Below are 23,953 nucleotides of genomic sequence, written 5' to 3' on the forward strand. Positions count from 1 at the left end.
GAGTATGCCAGCCGTCGTCTAAATGCCCTGTCTCCTGCTTTGTGCATCAGCTTCACGCATGACCTCGTCGTCAAAGGCGAAAGAAAAAACGCGGCTAGAGAGCTTGCAAATGAACATAAGAGAGTCCTGTCCTCCGGCAGATCCAGCGCCTGCTCGCTCAAATCAGGTGCTTTTTCGAAAGCGCCTACATGTTCGAGCAGCGTCAATATGCGGCGGGCGGCTTCGCGCACCGTCTCCGCCTTGACCTCGCCGTTGCGCACAGCCGCCACGAGCTTGTCGCCGCGATCGCGCGTCGGGCCGGGCATTTCCAGATCAAGTCCGGCATTGATCGTCGGAACGGTCGAATGTGAGCCGAACCAGTCGGACATGACAATGCCATCGAAACCCCATTCCTCGCGCAGAACCTTGGTCAACAGCCAGGGATGCTCACTGGTATAGGTACCGTTCAGCCTGTTATAGGAGGACATGACAGCCATGACCCCCGCCCTCTTCACTGCCTGTTCGAACGGCGGCAGATAGATTTCGCGAAGCGCCCGCTCGCCGATATCCGAGGACATCGTCTGACGCTCGATCTCGGATTCATTGCCGGCGAAATGCTTGATGGTGGCGGCAATGCCCTGGCTTTGCACACCCTGGATATAGGCGACGGCGAGTTCGGCCGTCAGCACTGGGTCTTCCGAATAGCATTCGAAATTGCGGCCATTCAGGCCGGAACGATGAATATTGACCGTCGGCGCCAGGAGCACTGATGCCCCCTTGCTCTTGGCCTGGCCGGCGAGCGCCACGCCCATGCGTTGAACAAGCGCCGGATTCCATGTGGCCCCAAGCGCGATGGCGACGGGAAAGCAGGCAGCGTTGACGCCGGCAACCAGCGAGCCGGCGCCGCGCGCACCGTTCGGACCATCCGTGACCTTGATCTTCGGAACGCCGAGACGCTCGACCGGCACCGTGGTCCAGAAGTCGGCGCCGGACAGCAGCGAAGCCTGCTCTTCAAGCGTCATCCGGTCGAGAATATTATCAATCATAAGGCCTCCCGAACTATGTGCTAGCGTTTCCCCAACCATGAGTTGGTGGAGATTCGCTTTTAATTCAAACAAATCATCAACGCGCCCGATGATCTTCTGCTAATCTGCTATGCTCATGAAACAACATATCTTTTTATCCGCGCTCAACTTCATAACAGTCAGAAATCATAAATTCCACGGTTGATTGGACTCCTTCCCCCGCACGATGGCAAAAAGAACCGGTTCGCTAAAAATACGAATAATCTTCTTTCGAATAAATTTGACCGCATCGGATGTCATGAGCCCAGCTCATGGAGCCGAGTGTGCGTTCGTTCCTAGTCGCTGCGAGCTTTCTGTGTATTGCCGGTCTGTTGTTTTCGACGGCCACATTGTGATTCGCGCGGGGGCAGAAGATGCCGCCCTTGCCTTCGTATATCGATCGCGTATGAAGATTGTCCCCGTGCCGGGGAATATTTTGAAAGTCATCTTGTCAATGCGAACACGCCTGTCGACACTCCCGGCACTCGGTTTCCTTTTTGTCTTTGCGCTCACGAATGCCTGCTTCGCGTATGAACTCGTGCGCGTCCCCCCGGGCAATCGCAACAGCGTTCAGCCCCCGATACCCAACACTTCGGTGCTGCGGGCCAAGGCGTTCAACACGACATATGACGAAAAATACCAGAAGATCGTCAGCGTGTTTCGCGAGGACAAGGACCTGATGGCTTCGATCAGGAAGGCCGCAACGGCCTATCAGATCGACCCCATCCACATAATCGGCGCGCTTGTCGGCGAGCACACCTATAACATCACCATCGTGAACAGGGTGAAGTCCTATTACGTCAAGGCACTTGCCTATTCGCAATCCAATTTCAAGTTTGCCTATAAGGACGTGACCGTCCAGACCTTCCTGAAGAAGCCGGAATTCGCCCATTGCGATGCCTTCACGAGCAGCGCTGAGCTATGGGAATGCCGTGATGAAACCTGGGACACGAGTTTTCGTGGCAAGCTCATCGATGGCGCTATCTATGAAAACATGACGTTCCAGCGTGCCTTCTTCCAGCCCTTCTTCGCAGGCCAGACCTTCGGTCTTGGTCAGATCAGTCCGTTGACCGCGCTCGAGGCCACCGACCTCGTGCATGCGACCAGCGGTTTGCCGAAATTGTCCGTTGATGATCCGCAGGCAATCTACCGTGACATCATGGATCCCGATCGCAGCGTGATCTATATCGCCGCGATCGTCAGGGATGCGATCGACGCCTATCGCGCCCAGGGTTTCGACATCACCGACAATCCCGGTCTGACGGCAACGCTCTACAATGTCGGGCAGCCACGGCGCCGCGCACTTGCCTTGCGGCAGGCCGCGGACGCTTCAGGCGGCAAAAAGCTGCCGGAAGAGAATTATTATGGCTGGCTGGTGAACGACCGGCTGCCGGAGCTGCGTGGCTTGCTGGCAGAACAGTGATCGCGGGAGAGGTCTGCGAAGCTCTCAAAGCCGATCGCATCGAATAGCTTACGCGAGCAGGCTGACGCGGCCGTTGGCGATCTTGTTTTCGACCCAGACACGCTCATTTTGCCAATCGTGCCGCTTCCATCCTTCCCAGCTGAAGCCGCATAGTTTGACGTCCCATTCGGACGCCGGAAAGTTTGCGAGCGTATAACAGATGCCGAGGAAGCCCGTGCTGGGAAAGACGTCCCGCATGCGAGGCCTGGAAATGCCGAGCTCGTTGCAACCGTCGATATAGGTCTGCGGCGGCATGATGCGGATCTCCTTGCCGGCCTTGCCCATCCGTTCGATCGCCTGCATCGTCCAGTCGGCCCTCCTGCCCTGCAGGCGCTGAAAGATGTTGGGGCGGGGATGATATTTGCGGATGATGTTCGGATGGTAGGCGAGCATCAGCACCTTCACCGCCTTCAATGCTGCATTGTCCAGAAAGTCCGGATCGATCAGCCGCCGATACAAGGTCTTGCTCGATGCGACCAGCATGATCATGTCGGTCCGTTCGCCGCTCATGCCCCCGGCGAGGTTCGGCTCGTTGAAGCGCATGACGAATTGCGCATCGTCCACGATCCCTGAGAGATCGCGCTCGAGTTTGCCATTGCCAATGATGATTGCGGTCTTGCGCGCCAATGCTGTCGTCCGGAAAAAAGAGGCCGTGCTTTAGCAATGGCGTCTGACAAAGCGCTGAAGCATTGATGATGCGGAAATGAAATGCGCCCCCCGAACGGGCTGCGCGCTGAAGGAAGAATGGGCTCCGCCCACAAGGCACAAGCCCATTCCGCATGGACCGTTGCGGCTAAAATCACGCCGCCCGTTCGAGCACAGAACGTATCTGCGTTTCGGCTTTGGCAATGGCCGCATGTGTCGCCTCGGGGCTGTAGGCCGTCCCTTCGACGCGGATGGTTTCGATGTCGGTCACGCCCATGAAGCCGAGCAGATGAACGAGATAGTTCGTCTGAAAATCGAAGGCCGCATGGGCACCCTCGGAAAAGACGCCGCCGCTGGCCGTCACAACGTAGGCTTTCTTGCCGCTTAGAAGGCCACGGACACCGCTCGCATCGTAGCTGAAGGTTACGCCGGGCCAGATGATATGATCCATCCAGGCCTTGAGTTGTGAAGACAGGCTGAAGTTGATCATTCCGGAGCCGATGACGATCACGTCGGCGGCCTTGACCTCGTTCACCAATGTCTCTGCAAGCACCACGGCTTCAGCCTGTTCCGGTGTCCGCGCTTGCGAGGGCGCCATGCGGCCTTCGATATACGCCGGCGTGATATGCGGCAGTGGCCGGGCCGCCAAGTCGCGTATCACGAGTGTTCCACCCAAGCGCTCCTTGAGCCCCTCCGCGATCTCGGTTGCGAAGCGTGTGGACAAGCCTTCTGCCCCACGCGGGCTCGAGGTTACGACGAGAATGTTGGTCATTTGCTGACTCCTGATAAGGGTGGTAATTAATTGTGACCAACACTATTAATGTAACTATTTCGCTCTCCGCAAGAAGGCACATTCATGACACTGAATGACATTGATTTTCCCATCCCTCATTTCGACGATTGCCGGATGGTGCGGGAAATTCTCGATCGCATCGGCGACAAATGGAGCCTGTACATCATCGCCGTGCTCAAGGACGGTCCCTTACGGTTCAACGAATTGCGACGGCGGATCGATGGCATTTCCCAGCGAATGCTGACATTGACGTTACGCGGGCTGGAGCGCGACGGGCTGGTGACGCGCACGCTATTCCCCACCATTCCACCCCGAGTGGACTATGAACTTACCAAATCCGGTCGGGAACTGCTTGGTCCGGTGATGGCGCTGGTGGGATGGGCAACCGCTAATCAGGATGTCATTCACGAGGCGCGCGCTCAATACGACAAGCGGTAGGTGCGGCGTTGCGACAGTAATTCTTTCAAATGCCTATAAGAAATACCGGAACTTCAACGGCAGCAGCGCGGTTCCGACCGCGCTGGCATCGCCCTTCGTCTCGCTGAGAACCAACCGCGGCCCGAGCGGTGCGACACCATAACGATGCGGGCGCTGCGAGGGCACTTTCGCGCGTTCGATCATCATCTGCCCGAGCCCCGGCGGCAGCTGACCGCCGAAGACGATCGCCTGCGGATCGATCACTCCGGTAAGCGTCGCAATCAGGCGATCGAGCATCGGCATGGTCTCCGAGAGCCAGCTCTCCACGCCCGGCCAGGAAGGATCGAAATCTTGCTTCAGCTCCTCGATGGAGCCAATCTCGATACCGTTCTTGCGCAATATGCGGATAAGATATTGCAGAGCCGGCCGTCGCGGCGCCTCCTCCGGATCATAGATCACGCTGAACTCCCCCGCATTGCCATGGAACCCTAGGTGGGGCCTGCCCTCCAGAATAAGGCCACCGCCAAATCCGTAATTGAAAGACAGGTAAGCGAAGGTCTGGCACCAACGCCCGACGCCGCGCAGGCTTTCGCCGATGGCGCCGGTCGTCGCATTGTTTTCCAGCCACGCTGGCAGCCCGAACGCATCTTCGAGCTCCGGCTGCAGATCGATCAGCGACCAGTCCCGCAAAGGCTCCGGGGCATTGAAGTGGCGAGCATCGCCGACGAAGAAGCCGGACATGGCGAAGCCGAGCCCGATGAGGTTTTTGCGCGGTATCTCATGTCGCATCAAGATCGAGTTCAGTTTTCGGGCAAGCGCGGCCAGCGTTGCCTTGCGATCACCTGGCACGCTCCTAAGCGTCTCCTGACTGACGATATCGCAGCCGAAATCGGCGACCGAAAGGGTTACGGCGTCGGTATTGACGGAAATGCCGATCGAGTAAGCAGCTTGCCTTGCCAGTTCGATTGTTGGGCTCGGTTGCCCGCGTGCTCCCTTGAGGGGCGCACCGGCGCGAAGCAGACCGCGCGCCATTAAGGTTTCGACCAGGCGGTACACCGATTGCTGGGTCAGATTGGTGTGGGTCGTTATGGTCGCGCGCGGGATCGGCTCATGTCGGCGAACGATATCGAGGATGAGGCGTTCGTTTTCGCTCGCCAGCGGGGATTTCTCAAGCGCTGTCATGACTGCAATTCCAACCCTTTGAGCCGCCTTAGCCTCTCGTATCCGTGGATGCAATCCGCATCACCCGCATCTTCAAGGTGACCTGTCACAAATATTACACTTTATGTGTATTAATAGCCATCCAGGCGACCGATGCCGATAGCATCGCGTCGGCGCGCAGCCATTGGCGTCTGGATTCTGTCCCGGACATCAAGCGGCGCATTTCGTCAGAACGATCGATCCGCACACGAAAGCCATTCCCATGCATAGCCAGACCGCCGCCTCGCCTCGCCTTGCCGATATCTATGATCTCCTGTCCCGCGCCAATCCGGACATTCTAACGATCGCGCATCGTGGCCTTTGGTCGGCAGCGCCGGAAAATTCGCTGGCATCCATCCGCGCCGCCGCCGAACTCGGCGTCGAATTCGTCGAGATCGACACGCAGGCAACGGCCGACGGCCATCTCGTCGTCATCCACGACAAGACGCTGGACCGCACCACGTCGGCCAAAGGTGTCGTCGGCGCAAGCAGTTTCTCAACGGTCCGCGATGCGCGGCTGCGCGCCGGCGCCGGTGGGCAAACCGCGCCCCTGATGGATGAGCGCGTGCCGACGCTCGAAGAAGCGCTTGAAGAGGCGCGCGGGCGCGTTTTCGTCAATATCGACACGAAGTTTCCGCATGAGTTGCCGCTGGTCATTGCTGCCGTTCGACGCCTTGGCGCCGAGGATCACGTCATCATCAAATCCGATATCGACCCGGAAAGCCCTCAATTTTCGGTTCTCGATGCCGATTGGTTCGGCTCTATCCCGCATATGCCGATGTTTCCCGCAAGACCAGGCAAATTCGCCGACGATCTGCGGTTGATCGAGCCGCTGCGCGCGCCGATGATCGAAGTCAAGTTTGCCGACGTCGCTGATCTTGCTACCGGCCGCGAAGAACTGGAACGCCAGAACATCAGACTGTGGGTGAATACGCTCGATGTCTCCCACAATCTTAATTTCAACGACAGCCGCGCGCTCAAGGATCCGGAAAGCGTCTGGGGAACACTTGTCGCGGCCGGCGTGGGTGCGATCCAGACCGACACGAACGTCGAATTCAAGCGCTGGTTGGCAGGCCGCTAAGCTGGACCGAATAGAGCCGCGCTAATTGCAACCGGTATGGACCAAGCCGAGCCCTACCTGCGCGAGATAGGTCTCTAGGATCACCACATCGCCGCTCGCGACAATGGCACCAATGTAGCCGTCCGGACGTACCAGGACCCAATCACCGACGGCAGGGGCGTAGGCGTCACGGAAGTGACCTCCGTCATCGAGCACATCGCCCTTCGGACCGAATATATGAATATGCACGCCCTGACGCGGACGCACGGACCCTCGCTCAACCTCATAGCCGAGCAGGGTCCAGTGCGTCCCTCGGAACAAATCGAACAGCCGCACAGCTTGCCCGGCTGCACCGTGGATCGGTGCATCCGGCGCACGGTCGCCGGCAAGGAGGCCGCCAACCCGGCTTGACTGCTCCAGCGCCAGCGAGGATTCGGGATAGCCGATATCGAGCTGATGCACGTCGCGGCCGCGACGCATGTCGCCACGCTTTAAGGCATCGAGAAGTTTTGTCGCCAGGCCGAGCATCGCCGCGGCGACCGGCCTGCGTTCCTCTTCATAGGTATCGAGCAGCGCCTCAGGCGCACCGTGGGCGACCGCGGCCAGCTTCCAGCCCAGATTATAGGCATCCTGCACGCTGGTGTTGAGGCCCTGACCGCCCGTCGGCGGATGAATGTGAGCCGCATCGCCGACGAGGAACACGCGATCGACGCGGTAGCGATCGGCCAATCGCGCATTCATGCTGTATGCCGATGCCCAGGATACGGATTGGATATGAATATCGTCGCGATTGGTGCGCCCCGCCACCATAGCTTCCAGCCCTCTAGCGGAGAGTTCGATATCGCCTTCAAGAGGAATCGGGCCTTGAATTTGGCACATTCCGGTCCCTGCGAGCGGGCAAAACGAGATCTGCCGCACCATGTTTCCATCGTTGAAGCGATGCCAGGCATCGCGTGCAAGACCCGTCAGCATAACATCCGCCACGACGGCGCGGACCCCGAGGGTCTTGCCCGGAAAATCGATGCCGAGCACGTGGCGCACGAAGCTGCGGCCACCGTCGGCGCCGACGAGCCAGCGCACGCGCAAGGTTTCTTCGCCGGCCTTGCCCGTAAGACGCGCCGTCACGCCGTCCGCGTCCTGCTCGAAGCCAACCAGTTCCCAGCCGAATTCGGGCCGATGACCGAGCTCCTCAAGACGTTCGCGCATCAGGCCTTCGGTCAGAAACTGAGGCACCATCAGCGGAAGGTGATAAGGCTCGGCGGCGGTCGGAGGCTCGTGCTCCGTCACATCGGCGTCGGCATAGCCGCCATCGTCGCGGTGTCGGCGTTCGGACGGATATAACCCGCCGACCGCGACGAGCCGGTCGAGGATACCGAGATCTTCGAATATTTCCTGTGTTCGCGGTTGAATGCCCTTGCCGCGCGAGCCGTGGAACGGGCCCTCCATCTTCTCAATCAGGCGGAAGGAAACGCCTCTCCGCGCCAGGTCGATCGCCAGCGCCAGACCGGCTGCGCCCGCGCCGCAAATTAGCACATCGGCTGCAAATTTCTCTGTCATCTCAGGCTCCATATGTGTAATATGCACACATTAAGAGAGAGATGGTTCGGCGTCAATGAAAAAGGTGCAAAATACACATATTACCACGCAGCTGCGTGAGCTTCATGGCGCGTTGCTCGAAATCGTCGGCGTCATGAACCGACCCCAGCGTGACGAAGCGATGGTTCGAGAAGCGGGCATATCGCTCGACCGTGCGCTGTTCCCACTGCTTGTTCTGGTGGAAAGGCTCGGTCCCATCGGAGTTGTCGAACTGGCTGACCGCGTCGGGCGCGACTACACCACCGTCAGCCGGCAGGTCGCCAAGCTGGAGGGCCTCGGGCTGGTCGACCGCCAGGAAAGCACGCAAGATCGCCGCATTCGCGAGGCTGTCATTACCACACAGGGAAAGGCAATGACTGATCGTGTCGACGCGGCGCGTGAGAGAATCGGCCTATCTATCTTCGCCAATTGGGACGAACGGGACATCGAAGACCTGGTACGGCTCATGCGCAAATTCGCCGAAGACATCAAAAGCGATAAGCCAGGCGCCCCAGGTGGCGCGCGTTGAAGCGCGCTGCAAATACAAACAAGCCCGGCCGATCGAAAAGATCGGGCGGGCTTGTCCGCGTCTTGGGAGACGGGGCTTAACGGGCGTTATACTTCGCATCGACCTCGTCGATAGCCTTGACGTTGCCGGCCGAGCGGCCGTTCTCGTCGAAGGTCTGCGCCAGGAACGCGTCGGCGATGGCCTTGGCAAGTTCAGTGCCGATGACGCGAGCGCCCATGGTGATGATCTGGGCGTTGTTCGACAGCGCGGCGCGCTCCGCCGAATAGGTGTCGTGGGTCAGCGCCGCGCGGATGCCCGGCACCTTGTTGGCCGAGATGCAGACGCCGATACCGGTGCCGCAAACGAGGATCGCCTTGTCGTAGGTGCCGTCGATGACGCCGGAAGCGACGCGGTCGGCGAGATTGGCGTAGAACGGATCAGCGCCTTCCTCAGTGCGCGACACTTCGCTCACTTCGAAACGATCCTTCAAGTGGTCGGCGAGAACCTTGGCCAGGCCTTCGCCGGCGCTGTCTCCAGCAATAGCAAGCTTCATGATATGTCTCCTCAGAGTTTGGCGGCGCACTTGGCGAGGATGTCGAGATAGCCTTCGACATTCCAGGCGGAGCGGCCGATAAAGAGCCCGTCTACGTTCGGGCAGGATATGAGTTCTTCGCAGTTTTGCGGATTGACCGATCCGCCGTAGAGGCACGGAATTTTCCGACCAAGCACCTTTTGCGCGACCGCAATGATCTCGGCCTGGCGGGCATCGGCATAGGAGGGCTCGGCTGGGATCCCCTTTTCGCCGATCGCCCAGACCGGCTCATAGGCCAGCAGAATGTCAGCCTGCTTCTGGGCATCGGAGAGCTTCGATAGCGCGCCGATGACTTGCTGGCTCAGGATCTCGGTTGCGCGGCCGCTTTCGCGATCTGCCAGCGTCTCGCCGATGCAGATGAGCGGGATCAGGCCATGGCGCACTGCCGCCTCGGTCTTCAATCCAACGGTCTCGTTGGTCTCGCCGAAATGCTCGCGACGCTCGGAATGGCCGAGTTCGACGATATCGAGATTGCAATCCTTCAGCATCAGCGGCGAAATTTCGCCCGTCCAAGCGCCCTGGTCCGCCCAATGCATGTTCTGGGCGCCAACCTTGACGGAGCTGTCCGAAAGGATCGACTTCACCTCACGCACGGCCGTGAAGGGCGGAATGATGAAGCGCTGGATGCGGGCATCGCGCAGGGCATCGGCAGCACGCAATGCCTCGGCGAAGACGCGCGCCTCGGCAAGCGTCTTATTCATCTTCCAGCTCGTGCCAATCCAATAGCGAGGCTTCTCTGTCATGTCATATCCTAGTTCGAGGCAATGGTGAGGGTGACACCGTCCCGGCGGAATTGCTCGAGAATGGCGTCATCGGGTGCGTGATCGGTAATCACCGCATCGAAATCGGTAAGGTCGGCCATCACATGCAAGGCCGTATGCCCGATGCGCTGATGGCTGACGAGCAGGCAGCTCCTGGTCGCCGACGCAATCATTGCCCGCTTCGTGCGCACGACGTTATCGTCCATGTGATAGGCAAGCTTACCGGAAACGGCCGGCGTCGACAGGAAGGCGATATCGGCCCTTAGTCGCGACAGCGCCTCCTCGGTGACGACACCGAGAAAGGCGTTGAACTTCGCGGAATAGACGCCGCCGAGCGCGATCAGCGTAATACCGCTTTCGTTTTTCATGCGGTCGATGATCGCGGCGTTGTTGGTGATCAGCGTTAGCGGCCGCCTCTGCAGCAGCATCTCGCCGAGAACGGCCGCCATCGAGCCGTCATTGATCATGACCGTCATGCCAGGCTCGACCAGCTCGAGCGCAGAGCGCGCCATGGCCAGCTTTTCGTCATGACCCTGCCGCTCGCGGAAACGAAAATCACTTTCGAACTGCGTCCCGGCATCGATGGTCGCGCCGCCGCGAACCTTGCGCAGCACGCCGGCCTGCTCGAGATCATCGAGATCGCGATGGATCGTCATCTTGGACACGGTGAAGCGGTCGGCCAGATCGTCGAGATCGACGGTCTTGTGCTCGACAAGCAGATTGATGATCGATTGCTGACGCTCTTCCCGTTTCACCTTGCGCTCCGGCCACTAACCAGAAATGGAACTAGAGAAAACATAACATCGAAATCTCACAATTCAACATTCCTATTGTTAGATTGAGATGCTTTTATGTTTCCACCCAGTTGGTAGCAGGCTTATGCTTTCAGCAGTGCTTTCGCCGTTTTCTCATCCGTAATCAGCCCGTAAAGACAGCGGCTCTTCAGGACGGCGCGAATGGCTTCGACCTTGGGCAACCCGCCGGACAATGCAACAAGGCGTTCGTTCTCGGTGCGCGGCAGGGAGGCGGAAAGCGTGCGCGCGGTCAGCGTCGTCTCCAGAATCTTGCCATCCGCATCGAAGAAATGACCGAGGATTTCGCCGACGCCGCCGGCCGCGGTAATCTCCTTGATCTCCTTCGGCTCGACCATGCCGGACAAGACGAGCTGCGCATCTGTATCGACCGTGCCGAGACCGACGAGCTTGAGATCGGCGCCGTTGGCGAGATCGAAAACCTCCTTCACACCGCGCTGGGCAAGCAGCACATCGCGATCTTCGCGGGTGTTGGCGAAGAAGGGCACCGGCATCACATGCGACTGCATACCGGTCTTTTCGGCAATGCGATGCATCACGTCATAGGGGTTGGCCGCATAGTTTCGCGTCAGACCACCGAGCAGCGAGACGAAGCGCAGGTCCTTGGCGCTGACGCGCGCCATGTGATGAACTGCGGACGAGAGCGTTCGCCCATGGCCGAGGCCGATGACCTTGTTGTTGCCGCTTTCGATCTCACGCCGCAGAAAACCGGCGCCTGCCTGCCCGAGCGCGCGAAACTCAAAGCCCTCTTCGCCGAGATCGGGCGCAACCTCGCAATATTGCAGGCCAAAGCGCGCGGCAAGCTCCGTTTCGAGCTCGACGCATTCGACGATATCGCCGTCGATCGTCACCTTGACGACGCCGTCGGCGACCGCGCGCGCGATCAGGCGATGCGCCTTCACCGAGGGAACGCCGAGGCGCTTTGCCACCTCGGACTGCGTCAGTCCACCGGCATAGTGCAGCCACGCCGCTCGCACGGCGAGCGAATCATCCGCATCCGTCATCGACCGTTCCTTTTCATTTCGTCACGCATGGCCCCTCGCCTGCTTTTTATCTGACCATGCCCCCAAATCCGTCCCCTTCCGCAAGGGTGGGGCTCAGGTGGAATCGAGTCTCGGCCACTCCAGCGGCTAGATATGCAAGTCACTGGCACCCGTGTCGATATGAGGTGCCCAGAAGGCGATGCTTTCGGCAATCTGCGAGATGACCTGGCGATCGTTGGGCTCACGCTCCTTAAACGACAGTTCGAGGCAGATTTCGTTGTCCTTGGCACCGCCTTCGGCAAATGCCTTCAAGAGCGGCTCCGGCTGAATGCGGCCCTTGGCGTTGAATTCCGCCGTGAAGGGACGGTGGCCGCCCTTGTCCATCAGGCTCTGCTTGATATGGATGATCGGCGAAACCTTCGGCACGGCGCGTGCCCAGGCATAGGGATCATAGTCGTCGGGATTGGCCGAGGTGACATCGCCGTGGTCGATGTCGGCCATCATCCACATCGGAATGGCGAATGGGGCTTTCGTCAATCTCTCCTGCAGGGATCGACATGCCTCGATCGTCTCGCCGAATTCGCGGCCGATACTCATCGGCTCCCAGAATAGATAGGAAAGACCGGCAGCACGTGCATGCTCGGCCACCTCGCCCCAGCATTCGATTGCGATCTCGATCAGCTCCTCGCGCCGGGCTTGATCGTCATAGTCCTTATAGGTGAAGATCGCGAACTGCGTGCCGACGGAATGCCCCCCAAGATCGGCGGTGATATCGGCAAAGGTCTTGAACCAGTCGATATAGTAGCGGCGAACATCCTTATCTGGATGACCGAAATGGTTGAGACGGCCGTAGGGGCCGGTCATGCCTGATGTGACGCGAACGCCGGTACGCTTCAACGCTGCCTGCATGTCCCGTGTCAGCCGGCGGATGACCGGTGCCTGCCAGCTCGGATTGATGAACTCGTGCGTCAGCTGCAGATCGCGGATACGCAGATCGCGCGCCACGGTTTCGATCAGATCAGCCGGCTCGGCAAAGCGGTTCACCAGCGGGTTGGTGTTGAGTGAAAGCGTTAAGGGCATGCCTATTCTCCCGGCAAAGTCTGTTCTTCAGGCAGCCAGCGCCAGTTCGGCATCGAACCAGGCCGCGAAATCCGCCTTCTCCTTCGCCGTCATGCGCAGACCTTCCTTGGTGCGACGCATCAGCACGTCCTCGGGCGCCTGGACCCATTCGGAAGCGACGAGATAGCGGACTTCGGCCTCATAGAGATTGCCGCCGAAATGGCGGCCGAGTGCGGCCAGCGACGTGGCTTCGCCGACGATCTGCCTGGTGCGGGCGCCATAGAGATGGCCGTAGTGATTGATAAGCGCGCGCGGCATCCAGGGATAGGCTTCCCGTAGCGTGTCGGCGAAGGCGACGTAATCGGCATTCGGAATCTCGCCGCCTGGAAGCGTGGCGCCCCGCGTCCAATCGCCGCCCATCTTCGGGAAGAACTTGGCAAGCCGCTGCATCGCGTGTTCCGAGAGCTTACGGAAGGTGGTGATCTTGCCACCGAATACGCTCAACAGCGGCGCACCGCCGGTCTCGTCGAGATCGAAGACGTAATCGCGCGTCACGGCCGACGGATTGCCCTTGCCGTCGTCGAACAGCGGGCGGACGCCGGAGAAGCTCTCGAGCACGTCGGAGCGGCGCAGCTTCTCCTTGAAGTAGCGATTGACCGCCGTGATCAGATAATCGATTTCCTTCTCGTCGGCCGCCACCTCTTCCGGTTTGCCTTCATAGGGAATGTCGGTCGTGCCGATCAGCGCCTTGTCGCCTTCATAAGGGTTGATGAAGATCACGCGCTTGTCGTGGTTCTGGACGAGGTAGGCCTGCTGGCCGGCCCAGAATTTCGGGACGATGATGTGGCTGCCCTTGACGAGCCGGACGCTGCGCTGGCTGTTTGAGCCGACGACACGGCCGATAATGTCATTGACCCAGGGTCCGGCGGCATTCACCAATACACGGGCGCGAACGGTGCGCACTTCACCGGAACGCTGGTCGCGGGTCTGGACGACCCAGTTGCCCTGATCGCGTCGCGCACTGACGCAAGCCGTGCGTGTTAAAATCTTCGCGCCCTTGGCGGACGCATCGAGAGCGTTGAGGACGACGAGCCGGGCGTCATCAACCCAACAGTCGGAATATTCAAAACCCCTGGAATACTGGTCGAGGAGCGGCGCGCCTTCCGGGTCGCGGTGGAGATCGAGCGAGCGCGTGCCGGGCAGCTTCTTGCGGCCACCGAGATGGTCGTAGAGGAACAGGCCGAGGCGAACGAGCCAGGCCGGACGATCCGTCGGGCTGTGCGGCAGCACGAAGCGCATCGGCCAGATGATATGGCTTGCCGAGTTCAGCAGCACTTCACGCTCGATCAAAGCTTCGCGCACAAGACGGAATTCGTAATATTCAAGATAGCGCAGGCCGCCATGCACCAGCTTGCCGGAGCGCGAAGAGGTTCCTTCTGCCAGATCGCCCTTCTCGCACATGACAACCGAAAGACCGCGGCCGGCCGCGTCGCGGGCAATGCCGGCACCATTGATGCCTCCGCCGATCACGAAAAGATCAAAGATTTCCGGTTCCATTATGTCATGCTCCTTCGGATGCCCTGGTTCGAATGCCCTCGGGCATCATCAAATCAATCTTCAATGGCGGCGCTCGCCGGCCGCCAACGGGCTAGCGCTCGGCCAGCTTGTCCCAGGCAGGCGCAATCGCCTGCCGCACGTCCTTGTAAGCGTCGAACAAACGGTCGTAGCGCTCGACGTTTTCCGGATCCGGCTCCTCGGCCGTGCCGAGCAGCGGCGTCACCCAATCGGCAATGCAGCTGTCCATGTCCTGGTAGGCGCCGATCGCGACCGCGGCCATCATTGCGACACCGGCAGCACCCGCCTCTTCCCGCTCCGAAATGCGGACCGGCGCCTTGACGGCGGCAGAGAGCGAACCTCGTAACGCGCGCGAACGCGCAGCTCCTCCGGTGAGGCGCAGTTCTAAGGGCAAGTCGCCCATGGCCGCGTAACAGTCCCGCGTTGCCATGCCGAGGCCTTCGACCACGGCCCGCAACATGTCGGCAAAGCCGTGCCGCGTCGAAAGCCCGGTGAAGCCGGCGCGCGCATATGCATTGACGAAGGGACCGCGCTCGCCCGCCTCGGAAATATAGGGGTGATAGAGAAGGTTCGTCGGACGCGCCTCGGCAAACCAGGTATCGATGCGCGGAATGAGATCCGAATAGGAAACCTGATTTCCGCCTGTGGACATCAGATCCGCCGCGACCCGTAAAATCCAGTCGATATTGATGGTCGCGCCCATATTGGTCTGGACTTGCGTGACGATGCCGGGGATCGGCAGGGCGATCACATATCCCGTCCCCTCGTCGTTGAGCTGGACATCGGGCACGGCCTTGGCGCGCATATGCACGCCCGTCGACCCGATCGTCGAGCAGGCCGCATTCTGGCCGCCGGTGCGAACGCCGGCGCCGAGCGCCGTCATGACCATGTCGACATAGCCGAGGCAGACCGGTGTCCCGGCAAGCAGGCCCGCCGCCTTGGCGGCCGCCTCCGTCAGGGGATGGCTGGTCTCGCTTCCGTCGAGAATATCAGGCAGAAGCGAGCGCCGGCCGGCAAGACCGAGCGCATCGATGACGACCGGATCATATTGGCGATTGCGGAAATTGCCGAAGGTGAAACTGGCCTCAGACGGATCGGTCGCCCGTACCCCTGTCAGATTGAGATAGAGCCAGTCCTTGCAGTGCAAGGCAGTTTCGGCCCGATCGAGAAGCTCCGGCATCAAGCGGTCCATATGCGCGAGCTGCGCGCCCTGCTGGCAGGTATTGAGACCCGTGCCCGTCGCCTCGAAACGCGCGCGGTTGCCAGCCATGGCGCTCAGCCGCGTCACCGTCGATGCGGCTCGGGCGTCGAGCCAGAGCCAGGCATCATCGACCGGAATATTGCCGGAGCCGACAAGCCAGGTGCCGTCACCCTGCCCCGTGACCGCGATCGCTGCCGTTCGGGCGGCAAGGTTCTCGACCTTCTCGCCAAGTCCGCGCAGCGCGCTGACGCAATCAGACCATGTCTGGCCAAGCGACTGCGTGACCGAACCATCTTCCCCCATCTCGTAACGATTGCGCGCCGAGGCGGACACGATCTGCTTTCCGGACAATTCGAAGGCAACCGCCTTCAGAACGGAGGTACCTGCGTCGATGCCGATGATGATCCCGTCACTTTTAGGCATTGCAGGCCGGCTCCACCATCACGCGCCTTACGGCGGGGGCTTTGGCATACATCACGAACATCTTCATTCCTCCCCACCCGGTCACGAGTACAGTTTTGCCAACTCGCGCGCATCGCTGCCACATCCCAAGCTCACAGGAGCACCCGCGAATGGCCATTTCGCACATTCAATACCCTGAACAGCTGAACCCGACGCAATAGCGAGCCCTCAATCACTGCGCTAACTTATAACACAAAGATATCACTGTTGCAGTAATATTTTTCTGGTCTTGTAATTTTTTTCATATAAAATGAGTGCTGTCAATTCCCCAGCCGCTCCCGAGAGAAGCTGCGGAAGGAAAGAAGTTCGTTAGCGAGCGATCGACAGGCAAGAGCAATGCTTTGATCGGAACATCGCAAAAATGTTCTTTCTTTCCTGATAAAGATCCGTAACTTACTGCAATTTCTTTAGAGAAATTCTCGCTGAGGAGCACCGGCGGCAAAGCCTCGAATAGCGCATGCAAAGTGAAAGTTGTAGGCCATCGAGGAAGGATAACACTGACGTGCATGAGGGCAGGCGATGGGCAGGGCATCCCAAATCGCGGTTGACAGGTCGAAATATTTATAACATATAAATTGGAGTTATTAACATACTTATATCACGAAACCCGCATGGATGCGGTCATCGTGAAGCCGAAATGGACGACTGAGGAGACAGCCGTCCACATGCTGAGGAGGCTCCTGATGTTGAATTTCCATTCCGGCGACAGCACCGTCGAAAGCCGAGCGGAGCGCCTGCGGGCCTCAAAACAAGGGCTGCACTTCCGCTAGCCTGGATCGCAGCACCTTCTCCTCCCTCTCCATCAGGCAATCCGGCTGATATGCCGAAGGTCGTTTGAACATGAATACCCAGACTCAGTATGCAACTGCCAAGCCGGCGGGATCCAAGCTCAAGATCGTGGCGGGGATTGCCGTCGCGGTGATCGTGATCGGCGCCATCGCGGCCGATACCAAAGTCGTCAGAATCGGCTCGACTCACGATATTCGCGAGCAAGGTTTCCAACCCGAGGCCTACGGCGCGGAAGAATTCCCGAAAGTCCAGGCCGATGTCGAAAAGCGCGCCGTCGATGCCGTGACGCTTGCCAATGCCGTTCTGGCCGACAAGAAGGCCGCCGGCACGAAATACGGTGTCGCCACCACCACCGGACCCGTTCTTCCCGTTTCGCTGACCGGAACCTTCGGCGAGCGTAAGGCCAATCTCAACGAGTTCAAGGTCGACGGCATGCCTGACGGTGTCACCATCCGGGTACAAACTGGTCCCGCAATCAACGGCACCGATCTCCGCGACGCCACAGGCAAGATCGAATTCGGGCAGTTCACCAACCAGATCGAATATCAGGACGCTGGTTCCGCCATCAACAATGAGATGAAGAAGGCGACCCTCGGCAGCCTGGATCCTGAGAAGCTGACCGGCAAGACGGCGACTGTCGTTGGCGTTTTCAAGCTGATCAACCCGAAGAACTGGCTCATCACCCCCGTAAAGGTCGACGTAAAATGAGCCAGGTCCAGCACAACGGCGTGACCACGGGCGAAGTCGTTCTCGCCGCCCGCAACGTCGCCAAATCCTATGGCAGCGTCCATGCGCTGAAGGGCGTGAATTTTGACATTCGCCGCGGTGAAGTCACCACGCTCTTCGGCGAAAATGGCGCCGGCAAGTCGACGCTGATGAAGATCCTATCCGGCGTCATTCAGCCGACCTCAGGGGACATCATCCTCGACGGCAACCCGATCAGCTTTGCCTCCTCGACGCATGCCCGCGCCTGCGGCATTTCCATCATCCACCAGGAATTGAGCCTCGCGCCAAACCTCAGCGTCCGCGACAACATCTTCATGGGTCGCGAGATCATGAAGGGCGGCGTGGTCGATTTTGCCGAGGAAGAGCGCCAGACCCGTGCCCTGATGGAGGAGCTGGAGGAAAATATCGATCCGCTCACTCCCGTCGAGGACCTGCGTCTCGGCCAGCAGCAGATCGTCGAGATCGCGCGTGCGCTATCGGTCAATTCCCGCATCTTGATCATGGACGAACCAACCTCGGCATTGAGCGCCAGCGAAGTCGAAGTCCTCTTCAAGGTCATTCGCGACCTGACGAACCGTGGCGTCTCGATCGTTTATATCTCGCATCACCTGGAAGAGGCGCTGCAGATCACCCATCACGCCGTCGTGCTGCGCGACGGCAACATGACGGCCTACGCCGAGCGCAAGGACATCGATCTCGAATGGATCGTGCGCAACATGGTCGGCGACAATTTCGACCTTGGCAGTCCGCCGACCGGCCATAGAATAGGCGACGTGGCGCTGACGATCGACAATCTCACCGTGCCGGGCCCATCAGGAGCTGCCTACAATGCGGTCGATCGCATGTCGCTTGCAGTTCGCGCCGGCGAGATCGTCTGTATCTACGGCCTGATGGGCGCCGGTCGCACCGAGCTGCTCGAATGCGTGGCCGGACGCCTCAGATCGAGCGGCGGCCGTGTGCTGCTCGGCAATAACGATGTCGGCGGCCTCAGCATCGCCGGACGCATCGCACAAGGCCTGGTGCTGGTGCCGGAAGACCGGCAGCGCGACGGCCTCGTCCAGACGATGAGCGTCGGCTCGAACCTGTCGCTCGCCAGCATCGGCGCCTTCACCAAAGGTCTGTTCACCTCAGGCGGTCGCGAGCGGTCGCTGGTGAACGACGCGATCCGCAAGGTTCACATCAAGACCGATGGTGGTGAGGCCGCAATCGGCTCGCTGTCGGGCGGCAATCAGCAGAAGGTCGTCATCGGCAAGATGCTGGCGACGCAGCCGAGAGTGATCCTGCTCGACGAGCCGAGCCGCGGCATCGATATCGGCGCCAAGGCCGAAGTCTTCAAGCTGCTCGCCGAGCGCGCCAAGGAAGGTCTTGCAGTAATCTATTCGACGTCGGAAGTCGCCGAATGCCTGAGCATCGCCCATCGCATCATCGTCATGCACCGCGGCAAGATCTCTGCCGAATTCGGGCCTGACGTCACCAAAGAGAAGATCATGGCCGCCTCCGGCGAAGCAGTGGTCGCGCACTAGCCGCATTCATGGAGCACTGATTATGTCAGTCACGAACATCACAGAAAAGAAACCAATTTCGAACGGACAGCGGCGGAACTTCAATCTCGTGCGGCTGATCCTGGAAGGGCGCGCCTTCTTCGCGCTGATCGTCATCATCGCGGTCTTCTCCTTCCTGTCGCCCTATTATTTCTCGCTCAGCAATTTCCTGACGATGGCCTCGCATGTGGCGATCTTCGGCATTCTCGCCATCGGCATGTTGCTGGTCATCCTCAATGGCGGGATCGATCTTTCGGTCGGCTCGACGCTCGGCCTTGCCGGCTGTATCGCCGGCTTCCTGATGCAGGGTGTCACGCTGTCGAGCTTCGGCGTCATTCTCTATCCGCCGGTCTGGGCCGTCGTCGTACTAACCTGCGCGCTTGGCGCGGTGGTCGGCGCCGTCAACGGCGTGCTGATCGCTTACCTGCGCGTCCCGGCCTTCGTCGCCTCGCTCGGGGTGCTCTATGTCGCCCGCGGCATCGCATTGCTGATGACCAACGGCCTCACCTACAACAATCTCGGCGGACGTCCCGAACTCGGCAATACCGGCTTCGACTGGCTTGGCTTCAACCGCCTCGCCGGCATCCCGATCGGCGTCATCGTGCTTGCCGTGCTTGCGATCATCTGCGGTCTCGTCCTCAGCCGCACCGCCTTCGGCCGCTGGCTCTATGCCTCTGGCGGCAACGAGCGCGCCGCCGATCTTTCCGGCGTTCCGGTCAAGCGCGTCAAGATCATCGTCTATGTGCTGTCGGGCGTCTGCGCGGCCGTCGCCGGCCTGGTGCTTTCCTCGCAGCTGACATCCGCCGGCCCGACCGCCGGCACCACCTACGAGCTGACGGCGATCGCCGCGGTCGTCATCGGCGGCGCCGCCTTGACGGGCGGTCGCGGCACCGTGCGCGGCACCATGCTCGGCGCCTTCGTCATCGGTTTCCTGTCGGACGGGCTCGTCATCATCGGCGTGTCGGCTTACTGGCAGACGGTCTTTACCGGCGCCGTCATCGTGCTCGCCGTGCTCATGAACAGCATCCAGTACGGACGCCGGACCAAATCCGGCTGACGCCGCACACAAGCTTGTCACCGGCCGGTGAATACATCGATCGGGGAAAGAACCGCCGGCTTGCCGGCACCACTGAGCTCATCAAAAGGGAGAGAGACTAATGTTCAAGAAAGCTTTGCGTACCGTCATGGCAGCGGTTGCCGTGGCGCCGCTTCTGACGGGAGCAGCATGGGCTGCCGGTCAGATGACGATCATCGTCAACGATCCGTCCAACCCCTACTGGCTAACGGAAGGCAACGTCGCCAAGGCGACCGCCGAAAAGCTTGGCTATACGGCGACGGTCGGCGCCCACAAGGGCGATACCAACACCGAAAGCAACCTGATCGATACGGCCATTACCAACAAGTCGGTCGCCATCATTCTCGATCCGGCAAACGCCGATGGCTCCGTCGGCGCGGTGAAGAAGGCCGTTGCCGCCGGCATCCCGGTTTTCCTGGTCAATGCTGAAATCAACCAGGAAGGTCTCGCCAAGGCTCAGCTCGTTTCCAACAACGCCCAGGGCGCTGCCATCGGCGCACAGCAGTGGGTCGAAGCCATTGGCGACAAGGGCAATTATGCCGAACTCTTCGGCTCGCCCTCCGACAACAACGCCGCTACCCGTTCGAACGGCTACGAAACCGTTCTGACCCAGTATCCCGACCTGAAGAAGGTTGCCAAGGAAGTCGCCAACTGGGACCGCACCCAGGGCCACAACAAGATGCAGTCGATCCTGCAGGCTCACCCGGACATTATCGGCGTGATCTCCGGCAATGACGAAATGGCGCTCGGCGCGATTGCCGCTCTTAAAGAAGCCGGCAAGCTCGCCAACGTCAAGGTCGGCGGCTTCGACGGCTCGCCGGACGCTGTTGCCGCCATCAAGGCCGGTGAGCTGCAGTACACCGTTCTGCAGCCGGTCGCCACCTTCTCGGCGGAAGCCGTCAAGCAGGCCGACAGCTTCATCAAGACCGGCAAGACCGGTGCCACGAGCGAAAAGCAGCTCTTCGACTGCATCCTGATCACCAAGGACAATGTCGACAAGTACACGGCACCCTTCGTTCTGTCCGAATAATGCCATTGGGGGCGCCGGACGCCGGCGCTCCCACCCTTAGCCCGCCATCGGCGACATCCGGCCGAACGTGAGGAATGACTTGCAGAACTCCTGTTAGCGAATTGCTTTTTATGCCTTTTCCCATAGCATTGCATTCGCTGCGGCACGGGAACATCCGCAAGGCTCAGCGCTAGAGGCCGACGTGACAGACAAGACAAGCCCTGTATCATTCCTGCAAAACGAACTGCCGAGCGACAGCCGGCATTCCCGTCAGATCGCCCGGCGGCAGATGATCGCCGAAGCTGTGATGACGGAAGGCTCCATGCGCATAGAGGATCTGACCGACCGTTTCGGCATCAGCCTGATGACGGCGCATCGCGATGTCGACGAGTTGGTCAGCCGAGGCTTGTTCCGAAAGACACGCGGCATCGTTTCGGCCGCCGCCACCAGCCTGATCGAATCAAGCGACGTCTACCGCGCCAACCGGCAGGCGAGCGAAAAGAAGATGATCGCGGCGGCCGCAATGCAGTTCATCGAACCCGGCCAGGCGATCTTCCTCGACGATTCCACCACCGTCCTGCAGATGGCATCGCAGCTGTCCGCCAAGGTTCCGCTGACGGCGATCACCAACTCGCTGACACTAATGAATGCGCTGAAGGACATGCATGACGTGACGCTTCTGGCGCTCGGCGGGCAGTATTACAATTGGTGCAACGCCTTCATGGGCCGCATGACGATCAACGAAATCAATCGCCTGCGGGCCGATGTCGCCTTCATCTCGATGTCGGCCATCATCGATGACGTCGTCTTCCATCAATCGCCCGAGATCGTCGACATCAAGCGGGCGATGTTCGACAGCGCCGCCAAGCGCATCTTGATGATGGACCATACCAAGTTCGAACGACGGGCGCTGCATAGTTTCGCGCGTTTGAGCGAATTCGATGTCGTGATCGTCGACGACAAGACGCCTGCCGCTCATCTGGAGCGCATACGCAACAAGAATATCAATGTTGTCGTCGCCAAAGGCGACAAGGAGCGGTCCTGACGGCCAGGCCCAGGCGGTCGGCCCAGGATCTTTCACGATCAGGAGTATCGAGAATGCCGAGTCTGCTCGGAATTGACAGTGGCTTGACCGTCACCAAGGCCGTCATCTTCGACATCGATGGAACGCCGCTTGCCGTCGCGCGGCGCCGCGTGACCCAGTTCATGCTGAAGGCCCGCCATGTCGAGCGCGACATAGACGAACTCTGGACGCAGACGGCCGATGCCATTGCCGAGGCGATCAAGCTCAGCAACCGTCCCGCCAGCGATATTCAGGCGATTGCCGCCACCGCCCATGGCGACGGCATCTATCTGCTCGACAGGGCAAAGAAACCGCTCGGACGCGCCATTCTCTCGCTCGACAGCCGCGCCGGCCCGGTCGTGGAACGATGGCTGAAAAGCCCGATTGCCGACGAGGCCCTGACGCTGACCGGCCAGCTGCCGCACGTCTCGGCGCCGTCGGCGCTGCTTGCCTGGATCAAGGCCAATGAGCCAGAGCGCTTTGCTGAAATCGGCCGTATCCTCTCCTGCAAGGACTGGCTGCGCTTCTGCCTGACTGGCGTTGAAGGCACCGACCGGACCGAGGCCAGCACGTCCTTTACCGATGTTTCGACACAAGACTATTCATCGGATGCGCTGAAGCTCTTCGGCCTTAGCGAGATGACTGGTGCCCTGCCGCATGCCTCGCGATCGGATGAAATCGTCGGACACGTGACCCAAGCCGTCGCAAAGCGGACGGGCCTTGCCGAGGGCACGCCCGTCGTTGCCGGCCTGCATGATGTGACCGCCTCGGCGCTTGGGGCCGGCGGCTATGCCGACGGCATCGTTGCCGTCATCGCCGGCACCTACTCGATTAACGAAACGCTCTCTTCGGAACCGCGCGTCGATCGCCGCTGGTTCTGCCGCAATGCCATCGCGCCGGGCCAATGGAACAACATGTCGATCTCCCCGGCATCGTCAGCGAATTATGAATGGTTCCTGGACAAGCTCTGCGGCAGTGAAATTGCAAGCGCCGAAGCGGCGGGCAAGTCCATACATGCCGTCCTCGGTCCCGAAATCGAAGCCGCGTTCAATCGGCCGTCGAGCGCGCTGTTCCACCCCTATCTGTTCGGCTCGCCCTATGGCGCCGATGCCAGCGCCAGCTTTTTCGGGCTTGGTGGCTGGCACGATCGCGGCGACATGCTGCGGGCGGTCCTCGAAGGCATCGCCTTCAACCATAAGATTCACGTCGATGCCTTAAGTGACGGTTTTTCCTTTGATCAGGCGAGATTGGCGGGCGGCGTGTCGCGCAACCCGATCGTCGTTCAGATGTTTGCCGATGTGCTCGGCATGCCGGTCACCGTCACCGAAACCGATGAAGCCGCCGCCTGGGGTGCCGCACTTTGCGCCGGCGCCGGTATTGGCGTCTACCCTAGCCCGCAGAGCGATCCGCGCGATGTCGGCAAGATCGCCCTGACCTATCACCCGGAGCCCGCCCGTAGCGCCGACTATCGCATCCGCTACGACCTCTTCTGCGATATTGCCGGAGCAATGACGCCGCTCTGGCCACGGATCGGCAATCTCGCAACCCAACACTCCCAAGACTAGACCGAAAATGCGCCGCGCGGACAGGCTCTATCGCGGC

Annotated in this window: 23 protein-coding genes; 11 read left to right on the forward strand and 12 right to left on the reverse strand. The window is 60.2% G+C overall.

Going from position 1 to position 23,953, the window contains the following annotated elements:
- A partial coding sequence (locus HGP12_RS29130; RefSeq protein ID WP_281408525.1) for a glycoside hydrolase family 3 protein occupies positions 1-1,025 on the reverse strand: 1,025 nt, incomplete at its 3' end.
- A 472-nt stretch (positions 1,026-1,497) separates the two neighbouring features.
- Between HGP12_RS29130 and HGP12_RS29135 the strand changes: the two genes are divergently transcribed.
- The gene (locus HGP12_RS29135) at positions 1,498-2,466 is read left to right on the forward strand and encodes a DUF1402 family protein (RefSeq protein WP_168843075.1); all 969 of its coding nucleotides are present in this window, start codon (positions 1,498-1,500) and stop codon (positions 2,464-2,466) included.
- A gap of 48 nt (positions 2,467-2,514) precedes the next feature.
- Here the strand turns inward: HGP12_RS29135 and HGP12_RS29140 are convergent, their stop codons facing one another.
- Entirely contained in the window at positions 2,515-3,132 is a 618-nt protein-coding gene (locus tag HGP12_RS29140) for a hypothetical protein (protein WP_168843015.1), read from the reverse strand.
- Positions 3,133-3,304: 172 nt separating this feature from the next.
- Positions 3,305-3,922, reverse strand: coding sequence for an FMN-dependent NADH-azoreductase (locus HGP12_RS29145; RefSeq protein ID WP_168880000.1), 618 nt, complete (start codon positions 3,920-3,922; stop codon positions 3,305-3,307).
- Between the two features lie 84 nt (positions 3,923-4,006).
- Between HGP12_RS29145 and HGP12_RS29150 the strand changes: the two genes are divergently transcribed.
- A complete protein-coding gene (locus tag HGP12_RS29150) occupies positions 4,007-4,381 on the forward strand; it encodes a winged helix-turn-helix transcriptional regulator (protein ID WP_168843017.1) in 375 nt (124 codons plus the stop codon).
- Between the two features lie 33 nt (positions 4,382-4,414).
- Here HGP12_RS29150 and HGP12_RS29155 read toward each other — a convergent pair whose 3' ends face one another.
- Positions 4,415-5,542 (reverse strand): ROK family protein, encoded by a 1,128-nt coding sequence (locus HGP12_RS29155; protein WP_168843018.1) that lies wholly within the window; start codon positions 5,540-5,542, stop codon positions 4,415-4,417.
- Positions 5,543-5,783: 241 nt separating this feature from the next.
- On the opposite strand from HGP12_RS29155, the gene HGP12_RS29160 reads away from it, so the two are divergent.
- Complete coding sequence (locus HGP12_RS29160) at positions 5,784-6,641, forward strand: glycerophosphodiester phosphodiesterase family protein (protein WP_168843019.1); 858 nt, start codon at positions 5,784-5,786, stop codon at positions 6,639-6,641.
- Positions 6,642-6,662: 21 nt separating this feature from the next.
- On the opposite strand, the gene HGP12_RS29165 is transcribed toward HGP12_RS29160, so the two are convergent.
- The gene (locus tag HGP12_RS29165; protein WP_168843020.1) at positions 6,663-8,177 is read right to left on the reverse strand and encodes an FAD-dependent oxidoreductase; all 1,515 of its coding nucleotides are present in this window, start codon (positions 8,175-8,177) and stop codon (positions 6,663-6,665) included.
- A gap of 55 nt (positions 8,178-8,232) precedes the next feature.
- Here HGP12_RS29165 and HGP12_RS29170 point away from each other — a divergent pair, with 55 nt between their 5' ends.
- Positions 8,233-8,724 (forward strand): MarR family winged helix-turn-helix transcriptional regulator, encoded by a 492-nt coding sequence (locus HGP12_RS29170; RefSeq protein WP_168843021.1) that lies wholly within the window; start codon positions 8,233-8,235, stop codon positions 8,722-8,724.
- Between the two features lie 76 nt (positions 8,725-8,800).
- Here HGP12_RS29170 and HGP12_RS29175 read toward each other — a convergent pair whose 3' ends face one another.
- From HGP12_RS29175 to HGP12_RS29205, 7 genes are all read right to left on the reverse strand, one after another.
- Positions 8,801-9,256: an RpiB/LacA/LacB family sugar-phosphate isomerase gene (locus tag HGP12_RS29175; protein WP_168843022.1), complete on the reverse strand. Its 456-nt coding sequence runs from the start codon at positions 9,254-9,256 to the stop codon at positions 8,801-8,803.
- 11 nt (positions 9,257-9,267) lie between these two features.
- Positions 9,268-10,038, reverse strand: a complete 771-nt coding sequence (locus HGP12_RS29180) for a triose-phosphate isomerase (protein WP_168843023.1) — start codon at positions 10,036-10,038, stop codon at positions 9,268-9,270.
- Positions 10,039-10,046: 8 nt separating this feature from the next.
- Positions 10,047-10,811, reverse strand: coding sequence for a DeoR/GlpR family DNA-binding transcription regulator (locus HGP12_RS29185; protein WP_168843024.1), 765 nt, complete (start codon positions 10,809-10,811; stop codon positions 10,047-10,049).
- 122 nt (positions 10,812-10,933) lie between these two features.
- Positions 10,934-11,872, reverse strand: a complete 939-nt coding sequence (locus tag HGP12_RS29190; RefSeq protein WP_168843025.1) for a sugar-binding transcriptional regulator — start codon at positions 11,870-11,872, stop codon at positions 10,934-10,936.
- 126 nt (positions 11,873-11,998) lie between these two features.
- A complete protein-coding gene (locus HGP12_RS29195) occupies positions 11,999-12,931 on the reverse strand; it encodes a sugar phosphate isomerase/epimerase family protein (protein WP_168843026.1) in 933 nt (310 codons plus the stop codon).
- 27 nt (positions 12,932-12,958) lie between these two features.
- The gene (locus HGP12_RS29200; protein ID WP_168843076.1) at positions 12,959-14,470 is read right to left on the reverse strand and encodes a glycerol-3-phosphate dehydrogenase; all 1,512 of its coding nucleotides are present in this window, start codon (positions 14,468-14,470) and stop codon (positions 12,959-12,961) included.
- Positions 14,471-14,558: 88 nt separating this feature from the next.
- On the reverse strand, positions 14,559-16,109 hold the full coding sequence (locus HGP12_RS29205) for an FGGY-family carbohydrate kinase (protein ID WP_168843027.1): 1,551 nt from the start codon (positions 16,107-16,109) through the stop codon (positions 14,559-14,561).
- Positions 16,110-16,759: 650 nt separating this feature from the next.
- Here HGP12_RS29205 and HGP12_RS29210 point away from each other — a divergent pair.
- From HGP12_RS29210 to HGP12_RS29240, 7 genes are all read left to right on the forward strand, one after another.
- A complete protein-coding gene (locus HGP12_RS29210) occupies positions 16,760-16,918 on the forward strand; it encodes a hypothetical protein (protein ID WP_168843028.1) in 159 nt (52 codons plus the stop codon).
- A 70-nt stretch (positions 16,919-16,988) separates the two neighbouring features.
- Complete coding sequence (locus HGP12_RS29215) at positions 16,989-17,645, forward strand: DUF2291 domain-containing protein (protein ID WP_168843029.1); 657 nt, start codon at positions 16,989-16,991, stop codon at positions 17,643-17,645.
- Positions 17,642-19,186, forward strand: coding sequence for a sugar ABC transporter ATP-binding protein (locus HGP12_RS29220; RefSeq protein ID WP_168843030.1), 1,545 nt, complete (start codon positions 17,642-17,644; stop codon positions 19,184-19,186). The genes HGP12_RS29215 and HGP12_RS29220 overlap by 4 nt, the downstream gene beginning before the upstream one ends.
- Before the next feature lie 22 nt (positions 19,187-19,208).
- Complete coding sequence (locus tag HGP12_RS29225) at positions 19,209-20,261, forward strand: ABC transporter permease (RefSeq protein ID WP_168843031.1); 1,053 nt, start codon at positions 19,209-19,211, stop codon at positions 20,259-20,261.
- A gap of 100 nt (positions 20,262-20,361) precedes the next feature.
- Positions 20,362-21,309, forward strand: a complete 948-nt coding sequence (locus tag HGP12_RS29230; protein WP_168843032.1) for a D-ribose ABC transporter substrate-binding protein — start codon at positions 20,362-20,364, stop codon at positions 21,307-21,309.
- Between the two features lie 181 nt (positions 21,310-21,490).
- The gene (locus HGP12_RS29235) at positions 21,491-22,333 is read left to right on the forward strand and encodes a DeoR/GlpR family DNA-binding transcription regulator (protein WP_168843033.1); all 843 of its coding nucleotides are present in this window, start codon (positions 21,491-21,493) and stop codon (positions 22,331-22,333) included.
- A gap of 53 nt (positions 22,334-22,386) precedes the next feature.
- Complete coding sequence (locus HGP12_RS29240; protein ID WP_168843034.1) at positions 22,387-23,916, forward strand: FGGY-family carbohydrate kinase; 1,530 nt, start codon at positions 22,387-22,389, stop codon at positions 23,914-23,916.
- The last annotated feature ends 37 nt before the right edge of the window (positions 23,917-23,953 follow it).

The organism is Rhizobium sp. P28RR-XV (genome assembly GCF_012641385.1).
In the GTDB taxonomy this organism is placed as follows: Bacteria; Pseudomonadota; Alphaproteobacteria; order Rhizobiales; family Rhizobiaceae; genus Rhizobium.